Below are 19,645 nucleotides of genomic sequence, written 5' to 3'. Positions count from 1 at the left end.
GCCGGACGCCTTTTCCGGCGCGGCTCGCGCCCCTGCCAGCACGCCGCGTGGCAAGCTCCGACGCCACGACCCACTGCCTGAGCGACCGATTCCAGCACAAACGGTAAATGTGATTCATGGCATCGCCCAACGTATTCTGGAAAACGAGCGGGGAAACGAGCTATATCGACTCGGCCCGAAGACCGGGCGGACAGCGAATCCCAAAGCGCCGCGCATGCGGATGCTCCCATGCGGGCAAGCCCGCCGGGTCCATTCATGTCGCCTTTCGATTCACTGTGTAAGTTTTGGTAATTCGGCGGGGATCTGCCATAGGGATTGAGGGAAATCCGATTGCCCTTTGGGGCAATATTCAATCGAGAAGCCCGCCCAATATCCGGTTCGAATCCATGGCTTTATGCATAACGTTTTCTGCATAACGAATCGATAACCCGAAACCAGCGAGTTGCCGTAGAATCTCCGGGCCCCACCGTTATTACCCTCATAAAACATAAGGAATGGAGATGGAGCAACTCGTTCACCACCCGGCCTACTTGTTCCTCGCACTCATCGCCCTGCTCTCCATTGCCGCCATGGCCGGCGCGATTTTCATGCAACGCGCCTTTCCCCTCTCGGGAGATGCGCGGGAGAACTACAACGTCATCCAGGGCGCCACGCTCACATTGCTCGCACTCCTGATCGGTTTTACGCTCTCGATGGCCGTGGGCCGCTATGACCAGCGCAAGAACTACGAGGAAGAAGAAGCCAACGCGATCGGCACCGAATACGTGCGCGCCGATCTGGTGGGCGACGCCGACGCGCCCAGAATAAAAGCGCTGCTCGCGCAGTATCTCGAGCAACGGATTGCCTGGTACAAGACACGCAATGCGCACGAACTCGACACGATCAACCGCACGACCACGGATCTGCAGGCGCAATTGTGGACGAGCGTGCGCGGCACCGCGCTCGCGCGGCCCACGCCGATTTCGGCACTCGTGGTATCGGGCATGAACGATGTGCTGAACACGCAGGGCTATACGCAAGCCGCGTGGTCCAATCGCATTCCGCTCTCCGCCTGGGGATTGATGATGGCGATCGCGTTCTTCAGCAACCTGATGCAGGGATACGGCTCGCGCGGCACGACCGGACGCCGCGTACTGCTGTTCGTACTGCCGATTACCGTGGCGCTTTCGCTTTCGCTGATTGCCGATATCGACAGCCCGCGCGGCGGCCTGATTCGCGTCGTGCCGATCAACATGATCAGCCTCCAGCAGTCGCTGGCTTCGCTACCCTGAGCCGGTTCCGGCTTATATAAGGCAAGCGCATGGCCCGTGCAGGGTCACCGGCCGGTCGCCAGACCTTGCGCGCCTACGCGCAGCCGGCTCTCCCTCGAAGCCGCGCGCGGACGATCGAACGCCTGCCCGACGAGCGGCACGGCAATGCTTGATCGTCCGCTCCGATAACTGGAGCTCGTGGGCAATTTCCTTATTTCTCAGTCCGCTGGCGATGGCGCTCAGGACGAAGCGCTCGCGTTCGCTCAGGCTGACCGACGGCGCGCGCGGCGCCACCCGGCTTTCGCGCAACGAAAGCGCGGCTTCCAATGCGCACAACAGGACATTCATGTCGAACGGCTTGAGCAGAAAGTCCACGAACAATTGATCGGGCGTGATGCCGTAATCGCGAATTTTCTGGCGCATATCGGCGACCACGTCCGGCAATTCCCGGCGACGCAGCGCTTCAGCCTCGGCTTCCAGCGCGCAAAGCCGCGCTTTCATCATCCGGCAGGTTTCCGTCATTGACTCCACCTTCACGCCGCATGGACATAAAATAATCGACGATGGGAAAAAGCGTTATCCGAAAAGCGAAATCTTTCAGGAGAATTCGACGTGTCGTTTCAGTCCGCTTATCTTCGGCACACCTATTCGGGTTTCGAGCCGTCACAGGCGTTCGATGTTGTTTATGGCCGAGCGATACCTTGAACCGTTCGCGCCACTGAATACGGCTACGCGGCGCACACCCTGCCGGGGCCGGGCACTCTTTTTGCCTCCCTTCCCTGCGCAACGAGTCCGTGCAGCGGCCGGCAAAAGGCGGGCCACGCGGGCGCAGCCGCCACGAGCGGCAGGGAGGCGCGATGCGAGGAATCGGCAACGGCGTTCAGGCTGCAGTTTCTGCAATCCTGTTTGCACTGCTTGCGGCTTGCGGTGGTGGCGGCGGCAATGGCAACGGTAGCGGCGGTGGCAGCAGCGCCAATAATCCGCCAGGCGGTGTGCATCTGCAGATCGTTTCTTTTGGCGACAGCCTTTCCGATGTCGGCACCTATGCCCCGATCGCGGGCGCGGTGGGCGGCGGACGCTTTACGACCAATCCGGGCCAAGTGTGGACGCAGGATGTCGCGCAATACTACGGCGACACCTTGAGCGCCGCCTACACCATCGGCGTCGATCACAAACTGAGCGCGCAAGGCGGCTTGGGCTATGCCGAGGGCGGCTCCACGGTCGCTACACCGGCGGACCAGTACGACTTTCTCACCGACGTGATCGGCAACATCGAGATGCCCGTGAATCAGCAAGTTTCGAGCTATGTGTCCGCTCACGGCAGCTTCAATGGCAATCAGCTCGTGCTCGTCTGGGCCGGTGCGAACGACGTGCTGCGGGCCGGCACGCCGCCGGCCGCCAACACGACCGTGGAGCAGGCGGCCACCACGCTCGCCCAGATCGTCGCACAGATCGTCCAGGGCGGCGCCACCCATGTCGTGGTGGTCAACGTGCCGAACGTCGGCCTCTCGCCGAAGGGCCTCGCCTCGGCCGACGGCGGCGCGAATCTCAGTCAGTTGTCCCAACTGTTCAACACGACCTTGAACGCCGCGTTGCAGAGCAATGGCCTGCAAGGCAAGGTCATCGAGATCGATTCGTACACGTGGGTCACGCAGGCGATCGCGAACTACCAGGCGAACGGCTTTACGGTGTCCAACACGGCGCAGGCCTGCGATCCCTCGAAGACGCCCGATGACACGTCGCTGCTATGCTCGCCCGCGACCTATGTCGCGCCCAATGCGGACCAGACCTATATGTTCGCCGACGACCTGCATCCGACGACGCATCTGCACGCCCTGTTCGCTCAGTTCGTCGAGCAGCAGATCGCCCAGTCGGGGCTCGGGCATTGAAGGCGAAGCATGCCGCTAGATCAAACAACGATCAAGCGCTGTCCGTCGCGACGGGCAAGCCTTCGGCCTTCCAGCGCAGCATGCCGCCCGCGAGATTGGCCACCCTGGCGAAGCCCGCCTTGGTCAGCAGCACGCTGGCCTGGGCCGAGCGCACGCCCGAGCGGCACACGGCCACCACGGGCCGCTCGCGGTCGAGTTCGTCGAGCCGCCCTGTCAACTGCGAAAGCGGCACCAGCTTCGCATCGGGCAGATGACCGAGGCGGTCGATGAATTCGGGCGCCTCGCGCACGTCCACGATCTGGAAGTTCGCCGCATGCTCGAGCAGCGCCATCGGCTCGATCTCCCATACGCCGCTAAAGCGCAAGATCAGTGGCGCCCAGTCGGGCGTTTCCGTCACCGGCCCCTCTCCTTCGGGCTGGCCGCAGCGCAGGTTCGCGGGCACCGCAATGGCCATCTGCTTCGGGTGCGGCAGATTCAGGTTGTTCATATAGCCCGCGAAGTCGCCGAGATCCACGTCGCCGCCCAGGCGCGGATTGAAGCGCCGTTCCTCGGCCACGCTCGTCACGGTGATGCCGCGATAATCGTGCGCCGGATAGAGCAGGCAGTCGCCGGGCAGCGTGAGGATCTGCTCGCGCACGGAAGCAAAAAGCTGCTGCGGACTGCCGCCCTGGAAATCGGTGCGCCCGCAGCCGCGAATCAGCAGGCAGTCGCCCGTGAAGGCCATGCGCTCGTCGTCGAGCACGTAGGTCAGGCAGCCGCTCGTATGGCCCGGCGTCGCGCGCACGCTCAAGTAGCGCTTGCCGAAGGCCACGCGCTCGCCGTGCCGCAGCGGCCGGATCACGCCTTCGGCGCCCACCGTCGCGGCCAGTGCGATCTCGCTGCCGCAACGCTGGCGCAGGCGCCACGCGCCCGTCACGTGGTCGGCGTGCACGTGGGTGTCGAGCGTCGCCCGCAGCCGCAGGCCCAGCTCCTGCAAGAGCGCGAGGTCGCGCGGCACGTGCTCGTAGACGGGGTCGATCAGCAGCGCCTCGCCGCTTTCGGCGTCGCCGAGCAGATACGTGTAGGTGGACGATACCGAGTCAAACAACTGACGAAAGATCATCGCGGACCTCGCAGGCAAGAAAGTGCGCTCGCAGCACGTGCCGCCAGCCCTTTCCCTCCGGCGACGGCTCCAGTCTACGCGCCGTTATTCTTCGTCGGCACGTTTTGCACCAGCAGCGTACGCGGATTCGAAAGCGTGATCCCGGCCGCGCGCAATTGCTTGAGGATGGCAAACAGCAGATCGCTCCTGGTCGAGGTCGCGATGCGCGGGCTGCCCACATAGCCCGTCACGCTGAGCGTGATGCCCTCCGGCGTGAGCTGGCTGAACGTAACCGAGGGCGCGGGCGTCTCCAGCATCGCGGGATGCTCGCGATAGACGCCGAGCAGCAAATCGCGCACTTGCTCCGGATCCGTGTCCAGCGGAAACGTCAGCACCAGCGTGGCCACGCCCTGGGTGCTGTCGCCCATGGTGACGTTGCGCACGTTCTGCGAAATCAGTTGCGAATTGGGCACGATCATCGTCGAGCGGTCGGGCAACTGGATTTCGGTCGCGCGCACGTTGATGCGGCGAATGTCGCCCTCCACGCCCGCAATGCTGATCATGTCGCCCACCTTCACGGGGCGCTCGGTCAGCAGGATCAGGCCCGAGACGAAGTTCTTCACGATCTCCTGCAGGCCAAAGCCGATACCGACCGAGAGCGCGCTCACGATCCACGCGAGGCTGTCCCAGCGCACGCCGAGCAGCGAGAGCGTCATCAGCACCAGCAGCACGTAGCCCACGTTCGTGAACAGCGTGATCAGCGACATGCGCATGCCGGTGTCCATGCCAAGCGCGGGCATGAATTCCCGGTCGAGCCAGCGGCGCACCGAACGCAGCAGATAGAGGCCCACCGCGAGCCCGATCACGGCGTTCGTGATGCGCGCGGGCATGATGTTGAGGCTCTTGAGCCGCTGGCCGCCAATGATGCCGATGAAGCTGTTGAGCAGGTCCGCGGGAGTGGTGCCGAAGCCGCCCGTCAACAGCGCCACGACCGCGAGCAGCATCAGCAGGCTCGTGCCGAGACCCGAGAGCACCGTCTGCACCTGTTCGAGATGCTTGTCGTCGAGCCCGAGCAGATTCTTCAGTTGCTTGCCGGTCGCGAGATTCACGCTGAAGAGGCTCGCGCAGATGTCGCGATTCAACTGCATGAGCACGTAAATGCTGCACAGCACGATTTCGAACCAGACCAGTTCGTAGGTAATGAAGCGTGCCACCGTGATGTAGCCCACCGCCAGCGCAGCCAGCGAGACCACGATCGCGAGCGCCGTGCCCGCATGAATCAGCCCCGCGACCGTGGAATGCGACTCGGGCGCCTCGCCCGCCGCCGCGAGTGCGCTGCGCACGCGGTTCGCGCGCAGCAGCGCCGCGCCGATGGTCAGCGCGGTGACGAGCGAGACGATGCCACGGCCGAGCAGCGTGACCGAGAGGCTCGTGTCGACGATGCGATTGATCGCCTCGACCGTGCCCGAGACCAGCAGCAGCGCCGCGAGCGTGCTGGGGAACGGCCGCAGCGCGCGGGCCACCGGGTCCGCGAGCGAGGGCAGCCGCCACGACGGGTGATGCGTGCACAGCAGCGCGCGGCCCAAGCCCGAGATCAGCGCGCAGGTGAGCGTGAGCTTCGTGAGCTCGTCCCACAGATCGCTCAGCGCGGGCGTGGGCTCGAAGTGGCGCGCCACGGCCAGATAGAGGACCTGCAGCGCGACGCCCGTCGCCAGCAGCGTGGCGATGGCCGTCGACAACGCGAGCGCGCTGCGGCGCAGCCGCGTCGCGGGCAGCCGATGCAGGCAGAACCACGCGAGCCCGCGCTGCACGAGCTTGCGCCCGCCGAGCCAGATCAAGAGCGCAGCGCCCAGCAGCGCGAGGGTCAGCGCACGCTGACCCGGTGTCCAGACCGATTGCAGCATGGCGCGCACTTGCGCGTCGAAGGCGTCGAGGCGCTGGCCATCTTCAGGAGAACGATGCAAAAGCGGCGCCCAGAATGGCGCGCTGAAAATGCCGCCCGAGCGCAGCGCGAGCTGATTCTTGAGCAAGCCGCGATGGAGCTTCGCGAACTGCGCGGTGAGAATGTCGAGATTGCTCTTCTGGTCGTCGGCCAGCTTCATCACGGCGTCGATCTGCGCCTTGCGCGCACCCAGGCTGTCGCGCTGGCGCGCGACCGCCTGGGTGCCTGGCGTCACGCCGGAGGTGGGCGCCGGCCCGAGCACGTCGAGCTGGGCCTGAACCTGCGTGCGCAGCGGCACGAGCTGGCTGCGCAATTTATCGACGTCGGTGCTCAGTTGCTGGGTTGCGTCGGCGAGCGCGTCGAGATCCTTGCTGTTGGTCGCCGCCGAGGTCTGCTGCTTGATGCTGTCCTGCTTGACCTGCATCTGCTTGAGCTGGGCGAGCGCTTCGCTCAGCGAAATGGGGGTCGGCGTGGCGTCCACCGCGCTCGCGCTCGTGGCGCTCACGGTGGTCGAGAACGCCTGCGCCGTGCCGGCCGATACGAGCGACAAAAGCGGGGACAAAAGCGCAACCAGCGCGAGCTGGCGCGCGAAGGCGGAAAGTCGTTTTAAGGCCATAAAGCTTTCAAATATTACGGTAAGTCCGCGTAGGCGAGATTATGCCTTGAGTGTCTCGCGCACTACGGCTTCCTGGCCGTCATGCTTTCGTTGGCGCGGCTGTCGCCATCGTTCACTTTTTTCGTCGGGGAAGGTGGACGCACTGGTTCGCGCGCGTGCGTGAACCAGCGCGCACGCGCGGCGATCAGGCGATTGAGGAACGCGAACCGCAAGCGATCGATTCGCTATGGCATGGCGCCCGCTCACGATCGCGACATTGCACTATTCAGGAGTGCTGCCCGATGGACTTTTCCTCGCGGGACTCAGGTGCGCGACAGCGCGGCCGCCGTGCTGCCACCGGCCCGGCTCGCCGGAGCTTTCTCCCCCGCCCGGCTCGCGACCGCAAGCCCGGCCTTCGCGAGCGCGTCGCGCGCATGGGCGCGCAGGTCGTCCGCATAGGATGCATCGGCCTTGCGCACCCACGCGGCAATGCGCAGCCGCGCGCCGCCCTCGGGCGGGTAGCCGTCCACGGCGACCGTGGGCGCCAGCGTGGCCCCCGTCAACACGCGCGGTTCGGCGGCGACCATCTTCGTCATCTCGGCGATGGCTGCGTCCACCTGGTCGCGGCGCGCGAGATCGACCTTCACGTCCACGCGATGCGTGCCGCCGCTGCTGTAATTGATGACGGGATTGCTCCAGATCTGGCTGTTCGGCACGAAAACGACATTGCCGTCGCCGCGCTCGATGCGCGTCGTGAACAGTCCCACTTCGCAGACCACGCCCGCCGCCGCGCCGCTGCCTTCGATCACGTCGCCGGCGCGAAACGGCCGCAGCAACAGCAGCATGATGCCGGCCGCGATGTTTTGCAGCGTGCCCTGCAGCGCGAGGCCGATGGCGAGACCGGCCGCGCCCAGCGCGGCGAGCACGCTCGCGGTGGCGATGCCGACTTCGCTCAGCGCCGCGACGATCGCGATGATGCGCACGGCCCACGCGGCGATGCCGGCGAGCATCGGCGCGAGCGTGGGGTCCGCGTGCGAGCGCAACAACAGCCGCGCGAATAGCTGCGCGATGCGATTGGATACCCACCAGCCGATCACGAGGATCAGCACCGCGGCAATGAGATGAATGACGTCGTGCGTCAGCGAGTCGAGCAGCGACGGTTGAAAATGGAAGAGGCGATTGAAAAATTCGTCCATGATCGAGGGTCGGGAGTGGCGATGGACACGCGAGACAACGGGGCAACGGCACAACGGCGTAGCGTGCGAAGAAGTACGAACAAGCGCACGCGTTTCTCGCGCGTGGTATCTGCCGCAGCAGGCGCCATGCCCGGCCGCCATGGCCGCGCCCTGCCGCACTGCACCATCCCGCACCGCTCAGGCACCATTCGGGCACCACTCGGGCACGGCGGCGCGGGCATCGACCGGTTCGCCGGCACCGGCCTATCATGCAAATATCCGCTATCGCAAGGGAGCGCGTCAGATGAACCGTTTCCTGATCGTCGCCGGCATCGTTTGCCTGCTTGCCGGCCTCGGGTGGCGCTGGCTCCTGCGCATCCCGTTCGGCCGGCTGCCCGGCGACATCCACATCGTCACGGACGGCCTCGACTTTTATTTCCCGATCGTCACCGGGATCCTGATTTCGGCCGTAGGCTCGGTGCTGCTCTGGCTGGTAAAGCGTTGAGCATTGCCCCTATACTCCCCAGCAGTATTGTCCTATACTGCCTCCCAGTATCATGCTGCCAGTGACGTCATGCCCCATTCGCCCGAAGAGAAAAAACGTGTCCTCACCCGCGTGCGCAAGGTTCGCGGGCAACTGGACGCGCTCGAGCGCGCGCTCGAAGACGGCGCCGACTGCGCGCCGGTGCTCCAGCAACTGGCCGCCATCCGTGGCGCCATCAACGGCGTGATGGCCGGGGTCCTGGAGAGTCATCTGCGCGAGGAGTTCGTGCAATTGACGGGGTCCGCGGAATCCGCGTCGGGATCGATCGACGATGTCGTGAACCTCGTCCGAACCTATTTACGCTAGCTCGCGGCGGCACAGACCCTCCGCACGCAGTTTCGACAAACGCGAAAAACGCGTCGACAACCTGTTCGACAACCATTTGCAAGGATTGCTATGAAATCACGTGCCGCAGTTGCATTCGAGGCGGGCAAGCCGCTCCAGATCGTCGAGATCGACGTCGAACCGCCCAGGAAGGGCGAAGTGCTGGTGAAGATCACGCACACCGGCGTCTGCCACACCGATGCCTTCACGCTCTCCGGCGACGATCCCGAAGGCCTCTTCCCCGCCGTGCTCGGCCACGAGGGCGCGGGCATCGTCGTGGAAGTGGGCGAAGGCGTGACGAGCGTGAAGCCCGGCGACCACGTGATTCCGCTCTACACCGCCGAATGCGGCGAGTGTCTGTTCTGCAAGAGCGGCAAGACCAATCTGTGCGTCGCCGTGCGCGCCACTCAGGGCAAGGGCGTGATGCCCGACGGCACGACCCGCTTCAGCTATAACGGCCAGCCCGTCTATCACTACATGGGCTGCTCCACGTTCAGCGAATACACCGTGGTGGCCGAAGTTTCGCTCGCCAGGATCGACCCGAACGCGAATCCCGAGCAGGTTTGCCTGCTGGGCTGCGGCGTGACCACGGGTCTGGGCGCGGTGAAGAACACGGCCAAGGTCCAGGAAGGCGATACGGTTGCCGTGTTCGGCCTCGGCGGCATCGGCCTCGCCGTGATCCAGGGCGCCAAGCTCGCGAAGGCGAGCCGCATCATCGCCGTCGACACCAACCCCGGCAAGTTCGATCTCGCGCGCGCCTTCGGCGCTACCGACTGCGTCAATCCCAAGGACTCCGAAAAACCCATCCAGCAGGTGATCGTCGAGATGACGGGCTGGGGCGTGGACCACAGCTTCGAATGCATCGGCAACGTCAACGTGATGCGCGCGGCGCTCGAATGCGCGCATCGCGGCTGGGGCCAGTCCGTCGTGATCGGCGTGGCCGGCGCGGGCCAGGAAATCTCCACGCGTCCGTTCCAGCTCGTCACGGGCCGCCGCTGGCTGGGCACGGCCTTCGGCGGCGTCAAGGGCCGCTCGGAGCTGCCGGGCATGGTCGAAGACGCCATGACGGGCAAGATCCAGCTCGCGCCGTTCGTCACGCACACGAAGCCGCTCACCGGCATCAACGAAGCCTTCGACCTGATGCACGAAGGCAAGTCGATCCGCACCGTGGTGCACTACTGAGGATCGCGACGGACGCGGCGTGCCGGGCAAGCGATGGCTCCCGGCACGCCGCAACGTTGCTTCAGCCTCCCGCCGAGGCGCCGGCTCCGTCGGCATAGCCGCGCTCCGAACGCGCCCACGCCACGAGCGCGCCCATGCCGAGCACGGCAAGGCAGACGATGGGCACGATCATCGGCCCGAACGCGGTGCCCGTGGCCTTGCCCGCGAGCGGCATCAGGTTCTGGCCGAAGAAGCCGCCCAGATTGCCGATGGAGTTGATGGCCGCGACGCTGGCCGCCGCGCGCGCGCCGGTGAAGTAGCGCGGCGGCATCGACCAGAAGCACGGGTAAAGCAGCGGAATGCAGGCGCCGCCGAGCACGAGCGCGATGAAGCGCAGCGGCGTGGAGGGCAGCAAAAGGCTCAGCAGGAAGCCCAGCGCCCCCAGCGCGGCGACGATCGCGATCGCGCGCAGGATGCTCTTCGCGCGGCGCAGCTTACCCGGCAGATACAGCAGCAGCAACACCGAGAGCGCCCACGGCAGCATGCTCAGCATGCCGTTGGTGCCGCTCGACACGCCGAACGACTTCACGAGCGTCGGCAACCAGTAGGTCACGCCGTAGAGCGACGTCGACATCAGCATATAGGTCAGCGCGAACAGCATCACGCGCGGATCGAGCAGCGCCTTCCAGGGCTCTCCATGCTCGGCGTGCTCGGGCTTCTCGCGCTCGAGCGCGGCCGCCACGAGCGCCTTCTCGTGCTCGCTCAGGAAGCGCGCCTCGCGATACGAAGCCGGCAGCAGCCTGAACACCATGACGCCCACCAGCACGGCGGGCAGCCCCGTGGCGATGAACACCCATTGCCAGCCCGCGAGACCCCAGACGCCGTTCAGGCTCAGCAGCCAGCCGCCCACGAGCGAGCCCAGCATGTTGGCGAGCGCGCTGCCGAGCGTGAAGACGCCGAGCACGCGGGCGCGATAGCTCTGCGGAAACCACAGCGTGAGGTAGTAGATCACGCCCGGATAGAAGCCGGCCTCGGCAATGCCGAGCGCGAGGCGCAGACCGCAGAACACCTGCATCGACGTGGTGAAGCCCATCAGCACGGTAATCACGCCCCAGGTAAGCATGATGCGCGCGAGCCACACGCGTGCACCGAAGCGATGCAGCGCAAGCGTGCTGGGCACCTCGAACAGCAAGTAGCTGATGAAGAACAGCGAGGACGCGAGACCGAACGCCGTCTCCGTCATGTTGAGGCTGTGCACCATCTGCAGCTTCGCGAAGCCGACGTTCTGCCGGTCGATGAACGAGATCAGGAACATCACCACGAGGATCGGCATCAGGCGCCGCGCGATCTTCGACATGACCTGCCGTTCTTCCGCGGGCGGATGCTCGAGGGTGGTTGAGGCGGCGTTCACTATGGACTCCTTGGCGTGCGGGGAATCGACGTACTTTATCAACAGGCTGGCCTAAACCGCCAGGTCCGAAAGATGCGTCGCTGGGCGGGAACGAGCGGAAAACCCAGGAACAAGCGGAAAACCCCGCTGGGGCAGGGAAATCACCAATACGAAATCGTCCTATGACATCGGGAAACCAATTTGGGCGGGCTACCTTGATCGTTCCAGCGGGCCATTCGGACCGCGACTCCAGATTAAGGACGTTCTTATGCGATACGCCGAATCCTGGCCCACCCATTCCACGGGTCCGTCCCCCTGGGACAGCGAGGGGTCTTCCGGGCGCGATGCGCAAGCCGAGCCGCGCCACACGCTGCCCCGCCAGGCCATTGCCGCCGCCGCGCTGGGCAACGCGACCGAATGGTTCGATTACGGGATCTACGCCTATGGTCTCGCCTATATTTCCGCCGCGCTCTTTCCGGGCAGCGCGGCGAGCGCAACGCTGTTCGCGCTCGGCACGTTCGCCATTTCCTTCCTGATCCGCCCGCTCGGCGGCCTGTTCTGGGGGCCGCTCGGCGACAAGCTCGGCCGCAAGCGCGTGCTCGCGCTGACCGTGCTCATGATGTCGGGCGCGACCTTGCTGGTGGGCCTGCTGCCCACTTATGCCCGGGCCGGCTGGATCGCACCCGCCGCGCTCATCGTGCTGCGCATGATCCAGGGCTTCTCCACCGGCGGCGAATATGGTGGCGCGGCCACCTTCATGGCCGAGTATGCCCCCGACGAGCGGCGCGGCTTCTGCGGCAGCTTCCTCGAATTCGCCACGCTCGCCGGCTTCTCGTTCGGCGCGCTGCTGATGCTGGCGGCTTCGCTGCTGCTCGGCAGCGACGCGATGCACGCATGGGGCTGGCGCCTGCCGTTCCTCGTGGCGGCGCCGCTCGGCCTCGTGGGCTTCTATCTGCGCTCGCGCATCGAGGACACGCCCGTGTTCCGCGAACTCGAGGCGAAGCTCGAAGAAGAGGCGCATGCGCGGCCGGCCATCTCGCTGCGCACGCTCCTGCGCGAACATCGCGTGCCGCTCGTGCTGCTCGGCGGTCTCGTGGTGGCGCTCAACGTCGTGAACTACGTGCTGCTCGCCTATATGCCGACCTATATGCACAAGGAGCTTGGCGTGAGCGAGAACATGTCGCTGCTGATTCCGCTCATCGGCATGCTCACGATGATGGCGCTGCTGCCGTTCGCAGGCCATCTTTCGGACCGCGTGGGCCGCAAGGCGCTCTGGTGGTTCTCGCTCGTCGGGCTGTTCGTGGCCGCCGTGCCGATGTTCCAGCTCATGCACCACGGCGTGGCCGGCGCGCTGATCGGCTTTGCCGTGCTCGGGCTGCTTTACGTGCCGCAACTCGCCACGATTTCAGCGATGTTTCCGGCGATGTTCCCCACGCACGTCCGTTATGCCGGGATGGCGATCGCCTATAACCTCTCGACCTCGCTGTTCGGCGGCACCGCGCCGATCGTGAGCGACTGGCTCGTCGATAAAACCGGCAGTGCGCTCGTGCCTGCTTATTACATGATGGCCGCGTGCGCGGTGGGCGCTGTCGCGCTGTTCTTTGTGATCGAGACGCGCGGGTGTTCGCTGCGCGGACATGAGGTGCCGGGGAAGGCACGGTGAGGGGGGCGTCTCCGGCCGCGATTTTTGACCGATTGGATACAACGCCAGATTAAAAACTAGTGCAATAAGCCACAAGCCTTGCGCTGCAATGCCGTTCAGCTAAACCCTGAACGGCATTTTTCTTTGGTGAAGACTGGCCGCCACAGTGCCGGGCAAACCGTTACCTCCGCGTTTCCTGCCGTTTTCAGAAAAGTCCCATATCGCGCAGCCCCGGGCTGCGTGATCATCGCCTGATCGGGATAAAACTTCGCCCGCCGGCCTTATTCCAGGCCAACGCAAACTGAAGCACTGAAAATGCCGGACGATACTGAGTGGTTAACGATTCACGATACGGCAGTAACCAACACAACGCCCGGGTCGATGGTTACCGTGACGCTCGACCCAACTCCGATATGCTCAAACATGAGCAATAAAGCATTCCGAGACTCGATCATAAAATCACGCGACGAAGCTTCTGCATTGATCCAGACACGTATGGCGGCGCTAGAAAGATGGGAAAGCGGTGAGCAAATGCGTGCGAAAAGATGGTTAGGCCGTGCCGATACAACGACGCGGAGCGTATTACAAGTCGGATTACCGCGGCTGCTTCAGGTTATGAAGGAATTAAAGCCGGAGAATATTATTCGTTGGGATCAACAGCAGAAACGCAACATCACTTGCACGATCTTTCCAGACAATGGGGCTACTGACGCGGCCGACTGTAAACCCGATACGGCAAAGCGCATCATCGCGATATACCCGCATTTTTGCACTTCACCAAGATCGCAGCTTTGGCACGGATGCCAGGTCCTGACACTGATTCACGAGTGCACGCATTTCACGGATGTATTCGATTCAACGGATGACATGTACGGCGTCACCGTCGGACTTTCGCTCTGGGCACAGGACAACCCTGAGAAGGCAATCCGGAATGCGGACAGCTTGACGTGCTACATCGGATTCAAAGACTAGGAAAGTGATATGCGACCGGGGAATTTTTCACGCGAATTTGTATTTCATATCCTTGCACTATGCTTGGTCGCGAGTGTCGGCCAAGCAAGCGCCTGCAATATTTCTGAAGACATGACAAGCAGCTTGCCAATCAATTCGACGGATATTTCAAACACGGATCGCATCAAGATAGCCAATATGATGCTTTCCGCGAGGCAATGGCCGAACGTCGAAATTAGAGGCATTGTCTATGCGGGCGGCTATATAAAAGAACGAAACCCGAAGGCTGTGGCGGCAAAGCGCGCGGCTGTCCTTAAGAGCTATCTGGTACAACTTGGCGTAAAGGAAAGCAACATCTGGGTCGATACGAGAATCATCAAAGAGCCAGATGTCGATGACAAAGGCAACGCTACGCTCGATCAGATTTCAGTCACTCTTGTGCCCATATGCGAAGGCGGGTGCGAGCGCCTTTGCAACGACCCGCGAGTCATACCCACCAGCAAAGCCGTCAAGTAGGACCACATAGCCACCAACACGCTGCACCGCAGCACCGCGCCCCCACTTCCCTTCCCCCCAAAACCACCTACTCTTAATTAAATATCGGGCCATTTGCCCGTCCGGACGTCCCGATGCGCGCTCATCGCCCCACCCGGGCGGCGGAGCACGACGCGCCTCCGCCCCATGCCCGCCAGGCACGCCACCCGTTGCCGGCGCGGATCGCACGCGCCGCGGTATTCGCGGCGCTGCTGGTCGTGTGCGCGGCGGTGGCGGCGCTCAACGCCGTGGCTCAGGCGCAGCAGAGCGCCCCGGCGGCGGCGCAGCGCGCGGTCGTCGTCATGACCGTCAATGGCGCCATCGGTCCCGCGAGCGCCGATTTCATCGTCCGGACGCTCGCGCGCGCGGCGCAGCAGCACGCGCAGCTCGCGATCCTCCAGCTCGACACCCCCGGCGGCCTCGACACCTCGATGCGCCAGATCATCAAGGCGATCCTCGCCTCGCCCGTGCCGGTGGCCGCGTTCGTCGCGCCCGGCGGCGCGCGCGCCGCGAGCGCGGGCACGTATATCGTCTACGCGAGCCATATCGCGGCGATGGCGCCAGGCACCAACCTCGGCGCCGCGTCGCCGGTGCAACTGGGGATCGGCGGCGGCGGGCCGCCCACTCCTGCCGCCGCGCCGGGCGCCGCCTCGGACGCCAGGCCCACCCCCGGCGACAACGCCTCCACCGAAGCCCGCAAGGTCATGCACGATGCCGCCGCGTACATCCGCGGCCTCGCGCAGCTACGCGGGCGCAACGCCGCGTGGGGCGAGCGCGCGGTGCGCGAAGCGGTGAGCCTGTCCTCCAGCGAGGCGCTCGACCAGCACGTGATCGACCTCATCGCCGAGGACCCCGTCGACCTCGCGCACAAGCTCGACGGCCGCGAGATCGCCACGGCGGCCGGCACCGTGCGCCTCGCCACCGCGCACGCGCCGTTCGTGTACGTCGCGCCCGACTGGCGCAACCGCTTCCTCTCCATCGTGGCCGATCCGAACGTCGCGCTGATCCTGCTGACGATCGGCATCTACGGGCTCTTCTTCGAGTTCGCGAATCCCGGCTTCGTGCTGCCCGGCGTGGCGGGCGGGATCTGTCTGCTGATCGGCCTGTTCGCGATGCAGCTGCTGCCCATCAACTACGCGGGCTTGGGGCTCGTGATGCTGGGGCTCGCCTGCCTCATCGCCGAGGCCTTCCTGCCCACGTTCGGCGTGCTCGGCTTCGGCGGCATCGTCGCCTTCGCCGTGGGCGCGCTCATGCTGATCAATACCGACGTGCCCGGCTACGGCATTCCGATACCGCTGATCGCGGGCCTCGCGCTCGGCGGCGCGGCGTTCGTGGCGGTGGTTTCGAGCGTCGCGCTGCGCGCGCGGCGGCGCCCGGTGGTGACGGGCTCGGAAGCCATGGTCGGCAGCATCGGCGAAGTCATGGACGATGGCCTGAAGCCCGCTCCGCTTTCTGCCGATGGCGATAGAGATGGCGATGCCGTTGCAGCGCTCGCCCAGCCGCCAGGCGCCGCCAGCCGCGCAGCGTTTGCCTCGGGTTGGGCGCTCGTACATGGCGAACGCTGGCGCGTGGCTTGCGCGGTGCCGCTGGCTGCGGGCAGCCGCGTGCGCGTGACAGCCCGCGAGGGCCTGACGCTCACCGTCGCGCCGCTGGAGGACGCGCCGACGCAGCCGCTCGAACGTGGCCTCAAGCTGGGTCTCAAGCGCGGCCGATGGAGAACCCAACCCGCGAACGAAAAACACGCACACGAAGCGCATCAGGGAGGACATCCATGATCGGCTACACCTTCGGCTTCACGAGTCTTTTAGTCGTGCTGGTCATCCTGCTCGTCGTCTCGGCCATCCGCATCTTCAGGGAGTACGAGCGCGGCGTCGTGTTCATGCTCGGCCGCTTCTGGAAGGTCAAGGGGCCGGGGCTCGTGCTCATCATTCCGGTCGTGCAGCAGGCGGTGCGCATCGATCTGCGCACGGTCGTGTTCGACGTGCCCTCGCAGGACGTGATCACGCGCGACAACGTCTCCGTGAAGGTCAACGCCGTGGTCTACTTTCGCGTCGTCGATCCGGAAAAGGCCGTGATTCAGGTCGCGAAATTTTTCGAGGCCACCAGCCAGCTCGCGCAGACGACGCTGCGCGCGGTGCTCGGGAAGCATGAGCTCGACACGCTGCTCGCGGAGCGCGACCAGTTGAACGCCGATATCCAGAAGACGCTCGATGCGCAAACCGACGCCTGGGGCATCAAGGTCTCCACGGTCGAGATCAAGCACGTGGACCTGAACGAGAACATGATCCGCGCCATTGCGCGCCAGGCCGAAGCCGAGCGCGAGCGCCGCGCGAAGGTGATTCACGCGGAAGGCGAACTTCAGGCGTCCGAAAAGTTATTGCAGGCCGCACAGCGTCTCGCGCTACAGCCGCAAGCAATGCAGTTGCGCTATTTGCAGACGCTCACCACCATCGCCGCCGACAAGAACTCGACCATCGTGTTCCCGCTGCCGATCGATCTGCTCACCGCGCTCGTGGAACGCTTCAACGCGCCGCGCGAGCCTTGAAGGGGCACAGCCCGCTTAGCGGAACAACGTGCCGATCAGCTCGGTGCGGCTCGATACGCCGAGCTTGCGGAACATCCGCAGCAGATGGGTCTTGACCGTAGGCTGGGACAGTTCGAGATCGCGCGCAATCGCCTTGTTGGAAAGGCCGTTGCGCACGAGCCGCGCAATCTGCTCCTCGCGGTGCGTGAGACGCGGCGCGGCGCTCGATGCCTGCGCCGCATGCATGGCCGGTTCGGCGCGCCATGTTCCCGCCAGCGCGACTTCGAGCAACGGTTGCAGCAGTTGCGCGCGCTCGATCTCGCCGCTATCGAACGGTGCGTCGGGCGCGAAGCGCAGCAGCGAGAACGCCGCGGCCACGCGTCCGTCTTCGCGCAGCAGCATTTCCATCACGTCGACCACGCGGTAAGGCTGCAGAAAGCGTCGCCAGTAAACCGAGGCCTCGCGCAGCGCCTCGGGCAATTCGCCGGCCAGCGTCAGCACGTTGGCGCGCTGGGCCGCGTAGCGCGACGGATGCAGCGGGTCGAGCACGCCATAGCGCTGCAGCCAGGTGCGATGCATGGTCTCCGCGAGGCCGAACAGTTCGAAGCCGGACGGCTCGTGATCGGCGCCGATGCGGTAGAACACCGTCGCGCCGGGCCGGATGAGTCCCGCCAGCGTGGCGACAGCCGTCTCCAGCGCGGCGCGGCTCTCGCTTTTCTTCTCCATGGTCGGCTTTCCTCCCCCACTTCCGCGGCTGTTCGATGATGGCTGTTCGATGACGATGGCAGGCCTGGCTGCCCGTCGCACGTTAGCCCGATTCGGCTAATTCGGCAAATGCCGCGCGTGGGGGCGCGGCGCTATGCGTTGTCATCCTTTTGCCCGATAGGCCGTTGCGCGCGCATTGCCTATGCTCGGCGGACATTCATCGGCACATTCAGGAGGCATCGGCATGACCCACACTTTCCCGCCCGCCGAGGGCCATATCGTCATCACGGGCGCCGGCACTGGCATCGGCGAGGCGTGTGCGCGCCGGTTCGCCGCGCAAGGCGCACGCGTCGCGCTGATCGGGCGGCGGCGCGAACCGCTCGAACGCGTCGCCGCTGCCACCGGCGGCCTCGTGCTCGAAGGCGATGCCGCGAACGCCGCCGACTGGGCCCGCTTCACGGCGCAACTCGAAGCGCAAGGCGGGATTGCCGCGCTGATCGCCTGCGCGGGCGGCCTGGGCGCGGGCGGCGCGACCGATACCGGCGACGCCGCCTGGGCCGCCGCGATGCGCGCGAACCTCGACACGGCCTTCGTCAGCGCGCGCGCCTGCCTGCCGCAACTGATCGCGCGCCGGGGTGCGATCGTGCTGGTCGCGTCGATCGCGTCGCTGGCCGCGGGGCCGTCCGTATGCGGCTACACCACGGCCAAGCACGCGCTGCTCGGGCTCACGCGCTCGCTCGCGCGCGACTACGGCCCGCAGGGCGTGCGCGTGAATGCCGTGTGCCCCGGCTGGGTCCGCACGCCCATGGCCGACGAGGAAATGCAGCCGCTGATGGCGCATTACGGCGATACCCTCGACGAGGCCTATGCGCGCGTCTGCGCCGACGTCCCGTTGCGGCGTGCCGCGAGCGCCGACGAAATCGCCAATGTGTGCGCATTTCTCGCCTCGCCCGCGGCGTCGATCGTGACCGGAGCGACGCTCGTCGCGGACGGCGGCTCGTCGATCGTCGACGTGCCGACGCTGGCCTTCGACCGGCTGTGATCTCGCGTGCGGTGCCGTTGCTACGGCGCCGCTTTACGCGAACGCGGCGGACACCTCAGGCAGCGTCGCGCCGCCATCCACCACGATGGTCTGCCCCGTCACATACGCGGCGTGCGCCGACGCCAGATACAGCATCGCGCCCGCTATATCGGCGGGCTCGCCGAGCCGCCCGAGCGGCACCGCAGCGGCGATGCGCGCGTTCAATGCCGCATCGCCGAGGTTGTCCATCGCGGGCGTGCGGATCATGCCGGGCTCGACGCCGTTCACCGTGATCCGCTGCGGCGCGAGGTGTGCAGATCGGCGAGCAGTGCGAGGAGCGCCGCATCGGGCGACATGACGGCATCCGCGAGGCCCGCATCGACGCCCGCCGCGCCGAGATACGTGAGCGCCGGGGTGGCGCGGACCCTGGCGGGCGGCAGGTTGCGATTGCGCGCGACGGTTGCCACGAACAATTCGCCTACGGTGTTCACGTCGGCCTGCATGCGTGCGCGGGCGGCGTCGCCCAACGGCTGTACATCGTTGCCGTCCGCCTTGTGCTCGCCATAGGTTATGAGCGTGACCGTGATTCCGGCGCTCGTGAGCGCTTTGGAAAAATCGACGTGCGCGACGACGACGCCAATGCTGCCGGTGCCACCCGTGCGCGGAACCGTTATTGAGTCGCAGGCCGACGCAATGGCGTATGCCGCGCTATAAGCACATTCCGCGAGGATGGCGTGGATAGGCTTGATTGCGCGCGCGGCGTGGATCGCGTCCACGAGATCGAAACAGCCCGCCACCTCACCGCCTGGGCTTTCGATATCGAGCACGGTAGCGCGCACCGCGTCATCTACTAGTCGACTGCGTCATTGAAATGGCACTGGTCGAATTCGCCGCGATGGATCGTCGTACTTCCATTA

18 protein-coding genes and 2 pseudogenes are annotated in these 19,645 nt (G+C 65.3%); 11 read left to right on the top strand and 9 right to left on the bottom strand.

The window, feature by feature from the left end; translation table 11 throughout:
* Positions 1-7: 7 nt before the first annotated feature.
* A pseudogene (locus U5775_RS39590) lies at positions 8-118 on the bottom strand (ESPR domain-containing protein); the annotation flags it as partial.
* Between the two features lie 382 nt (positions 119-500).
* Between U5775_RS39590 and U5775_RS32775 the strand changes: the two are divergent.
* Positions 501-1,271 carry a hypothetical protein gene (locus U5775_RS32775; protein ID WP_322062283.1) on the top strand — a complete coding sequence of 257 codons (771 nt, stop codon included), beginning with the start codon at positions 501-503 and terminating at the stop codon, positions 1,269-1,271.
* Positions 1,272-1,283: 12 nt separating this feature from the next.
* Here the strand turns inward: U5775_RS32775 and U5775_RS32770 are convergent, their stop codons facing one another.
* The gene (locus U5775_RS32770) at positions 1,284-1,772 is read right to left on the bottom strand and encodes a LuxR C-terminal-related transcriptional regulator (RefSeq protein WP_322062282.1); all 489 of its coding nucleotides are present in this window, start codon (positions 1,770-1,772) and stop codon (positions 1,284-1,286) included.
* Positions 1,773-2,107: 335 nt separating this feature from the next.
* Between U5775_RS32770 and U5775_RS32765 the strand changes: the two genes are divergently transcribed.
* Positions 2,108-3,139 carry an SGNH/GDSL hydrolase family protein gene (locus U5775_RS32765; protein WP_322062281.1) on the top strand — a complete coding sequence of 344 codons (1,032 nt, stop codon included), beginning with the start codon at positions 2,108-2,110 and terminating at the stop codon, positions 3,137-3,139.
* Between the two features lie 31 nt (positions 3,140-3,170).
* Here the strand turns inward: U5775_RS32765 and U5775_RS32760 are convergent, their stop codons facing one another.
* From U5775_RS32760 to U5775_RS32750, 3 genes are all read right to left on the bottom strand, one after another.
* Complete coding sequence (locus tag U5775_RS32760; protein ID WP_322062280.1) at positions 3,171-4,241, bottom strand: rhodanese-like domain-containing protein; 1,071 nt, start codon at positions 4,239-4,241, stop codon at positions 3,171-3,173.
* 74 nt (positions 4,242-4,315) lie between these two features.
* The gene (locus U5775_RS32755; RefSeq protein ID WP_322062279.1) at positions 4,316-6,778 is read right to left on the bottom strand and encodes a DUF3772 domain-containing protein; all 2,463 of its coding nucleotides are present in this window, start codon (positions 6,776-6,778) and stop codon (positions 4,316-4,318) included.
* A 302-nt stretch (positions 6,779-7,080) separates the two neighbouring features.
* Positions 7,081-7,953, bottom strand: a complete 873-nt coding sequence (locus U5775_RS32750; RefSeq protein WP_322062278.1) for a mechanosensitive ion channel family protein — start codon at positions 7,951-7,953, stop codon at positions 7,081-7,083.
* A gap of 283 nt (positions 7,954-8,236) precedes the next feature.
* Between U5775_RS32750 and U5775_RS32745 the strand changes: the two genes are divergently transcribed.
* The 3 genes from U5775_RS32745 (at position 8,237) to U5775_RS32735 (ending at position 9,982) form a co-directional block, all read left to right on the top strand.
* Positions 8,237-8,437, top strand: a complete 201-nt coding sequence (locus U5775_RS32745; RefSeq protein WP_322062277.1) for a DUF2905 domain-containing protein — start codon at positions 8,237-8,239, stop codon at positions 8,435-8,437.
* A 69-nt stretch (positions 8,438-8,506) separates the two neighbouring features.
* Entirely contained in the window at positions 8,507-8,782 is a 276-nt protein-coding gene (gene frmR, locus U5775_RS32740; protein WP_322062276.1) for a formaldehyde-responsive transcriptional repressor FrmR, read from the top strand.
* Between the two features lie 90 nt (positions 8,783-8,872).
* Entirely contained in the window at positions 8,873-9,982 is a 1,110-nt protein-coding gene (locus U5775_RS32735; protein WP_322062275.1) for an S-(hydroxymethyl)glutathione dehydrogenase/class III alcohol dehydrogenase, read from the top strand.
* Between the two features lie 61 nt (positions 9,983-10,043).
* Here the strand turns inward: U5775_RS32735 and U5775_RS32730 are convergent, their stop codons facing one another.
* Positions 10,044-11,318: an MFS transporter gene (locus U5775_RS32730; protein WP_322062310.1), complete on the bottom strand. Its 1,275-nt coding sequence runs from the start codon at positions 11,316-11,318 to the stop codon at positions 10,044-10,046.
* Positions 11,319-11,619: 301 nt separating this feature from the next.
* Between U5775_RS32730 and U5775_RS32725 the strand changes: the two genes are divergently transcribed.
* From U5775_RS32725 to U5775_RS32705, 5 genes are all read left to right on the top strand, one after another.
* Entirely contained in the window at positions 11,620-13,014 is a 1,395-nt protein-coding gene (locus tag U5775_RS32725) for an MFS transporter (RefSeq protein ID WP_322062274.1), read from the top strand.
* Between the two features lie 294 nt (positions 13,015-13,308).
* Entirely contained in the window at positions 13,309-13,965 is a 657-nt protein-coding gene (locus U5775_RS32720) for a M35 family metallo-endopeptidase (RefSeq protein WP_322062273.1), read from the top strand.
* Between the two features lie 9 nt (positions 13,966-13,974).
* Complete coding sequence (locus U5775_RS32715; RefSeq protein ID WP_322062272.1) at positions 13,975-14,460, top strand: hypothetical protein; 486 nt, start codon at positions 13,975-13,977, stop codon at positions 14,458-14,460.
* 113 nt (positions 14,461-14,573) lie between these two features.
* A complete protein-coding gene (locus U5775_RS32710) occupies positions 14,574-16,253 on the top strand; it encodes a nodulation protein NfeD (protein ID WP_322062271.1) in 1,680 nt (559 codons plus the stop codon).
* Complete coding sequence (locus U5775_RS32705; protein ID WP_322062270.1) at positions 16,250-17,023, top strand: slipin family protein; 774 nt, start codon at positions 16,250-16,252, stop codon at positions 17,021-17,023. Before U5775_RS32710 ends, U5775_RS32705 begins: the two co-directional genes overlap by 4 nt.
* A gap of 15 nt (positions 17,024-17,038) precedes the next feature.
* Here the strand turns inward: U5775_RS32705 and U5775_RS32700 are convergent, their stop codons facing one another.
* Positions 17,039-17,728 (bottom strand): helix-turn-helix transcriptional regulator, encoded by a 690-nt coding sequence (locus U5775_RS32700; RefSeq protein ID WP_322062269.1) that lies wholly within the window; start codon positions 17,726-17,728, stop codon positions 17,039-17,041.
* A 223-nt stretch (positions 17,729-17,951) separates the two neighbouring features.
* On the opposite strand from U5775_RS32700, the gene U5775_RS32695 reads away from it, so the two are divergent.
* A complete protein-coding gene (locus U5775_RS32695) occupies positions 17,952-18,749 on the top strand; it encodes an SDR family oxidoreductase (protein WP_322062268.1) in 798 nt (265 codons plus the stop codon).
* Positions 18,750-18,782: 33 nt separating this feature from the next.
* Here the strand turns inward: U5775_RS32695 and U5775_RS32690 are convergent.
* Together U5775_RS32690 and U5775_RS32685 are read right to left on the bottom strand one after the other, a co-directional pair.
* Positions 18,783-19,103, bottom strand: a pseudogene (locus U5775_RS32690) (SDR family oxidoreductase); the annotation flags it as partial.
* Positions 19,013-19,504, bottom strand: coding sequence for a S49 family peptidase (locus U5775_RS32685; RefSeq protein WP_322062309.1), 492 nt, complete (start codon positions 19,502-19,504; stop codon positions 19,013-19,015). The gene U5775_RS32685 and the pseudogene U5775_RS32690, both read right to left, overlap by 91 nt.
* Between the last annotated feature and the right edge of the window lie 141 nt (positions 19,505-19,645).

The organism is Paraburkholderia sp. J63 (assembly GCF_905220245.1).
GTDB lineage: Bacteria > Pseudomonadota > Gammaproteobacteria > Burkholderiales > Burkholderiaceae > Paraburkholderia.
Note: the sequence above shows the minus strand (reverse complement) of the source record. Positions and strands in the feature narration are given on the sequence as shown.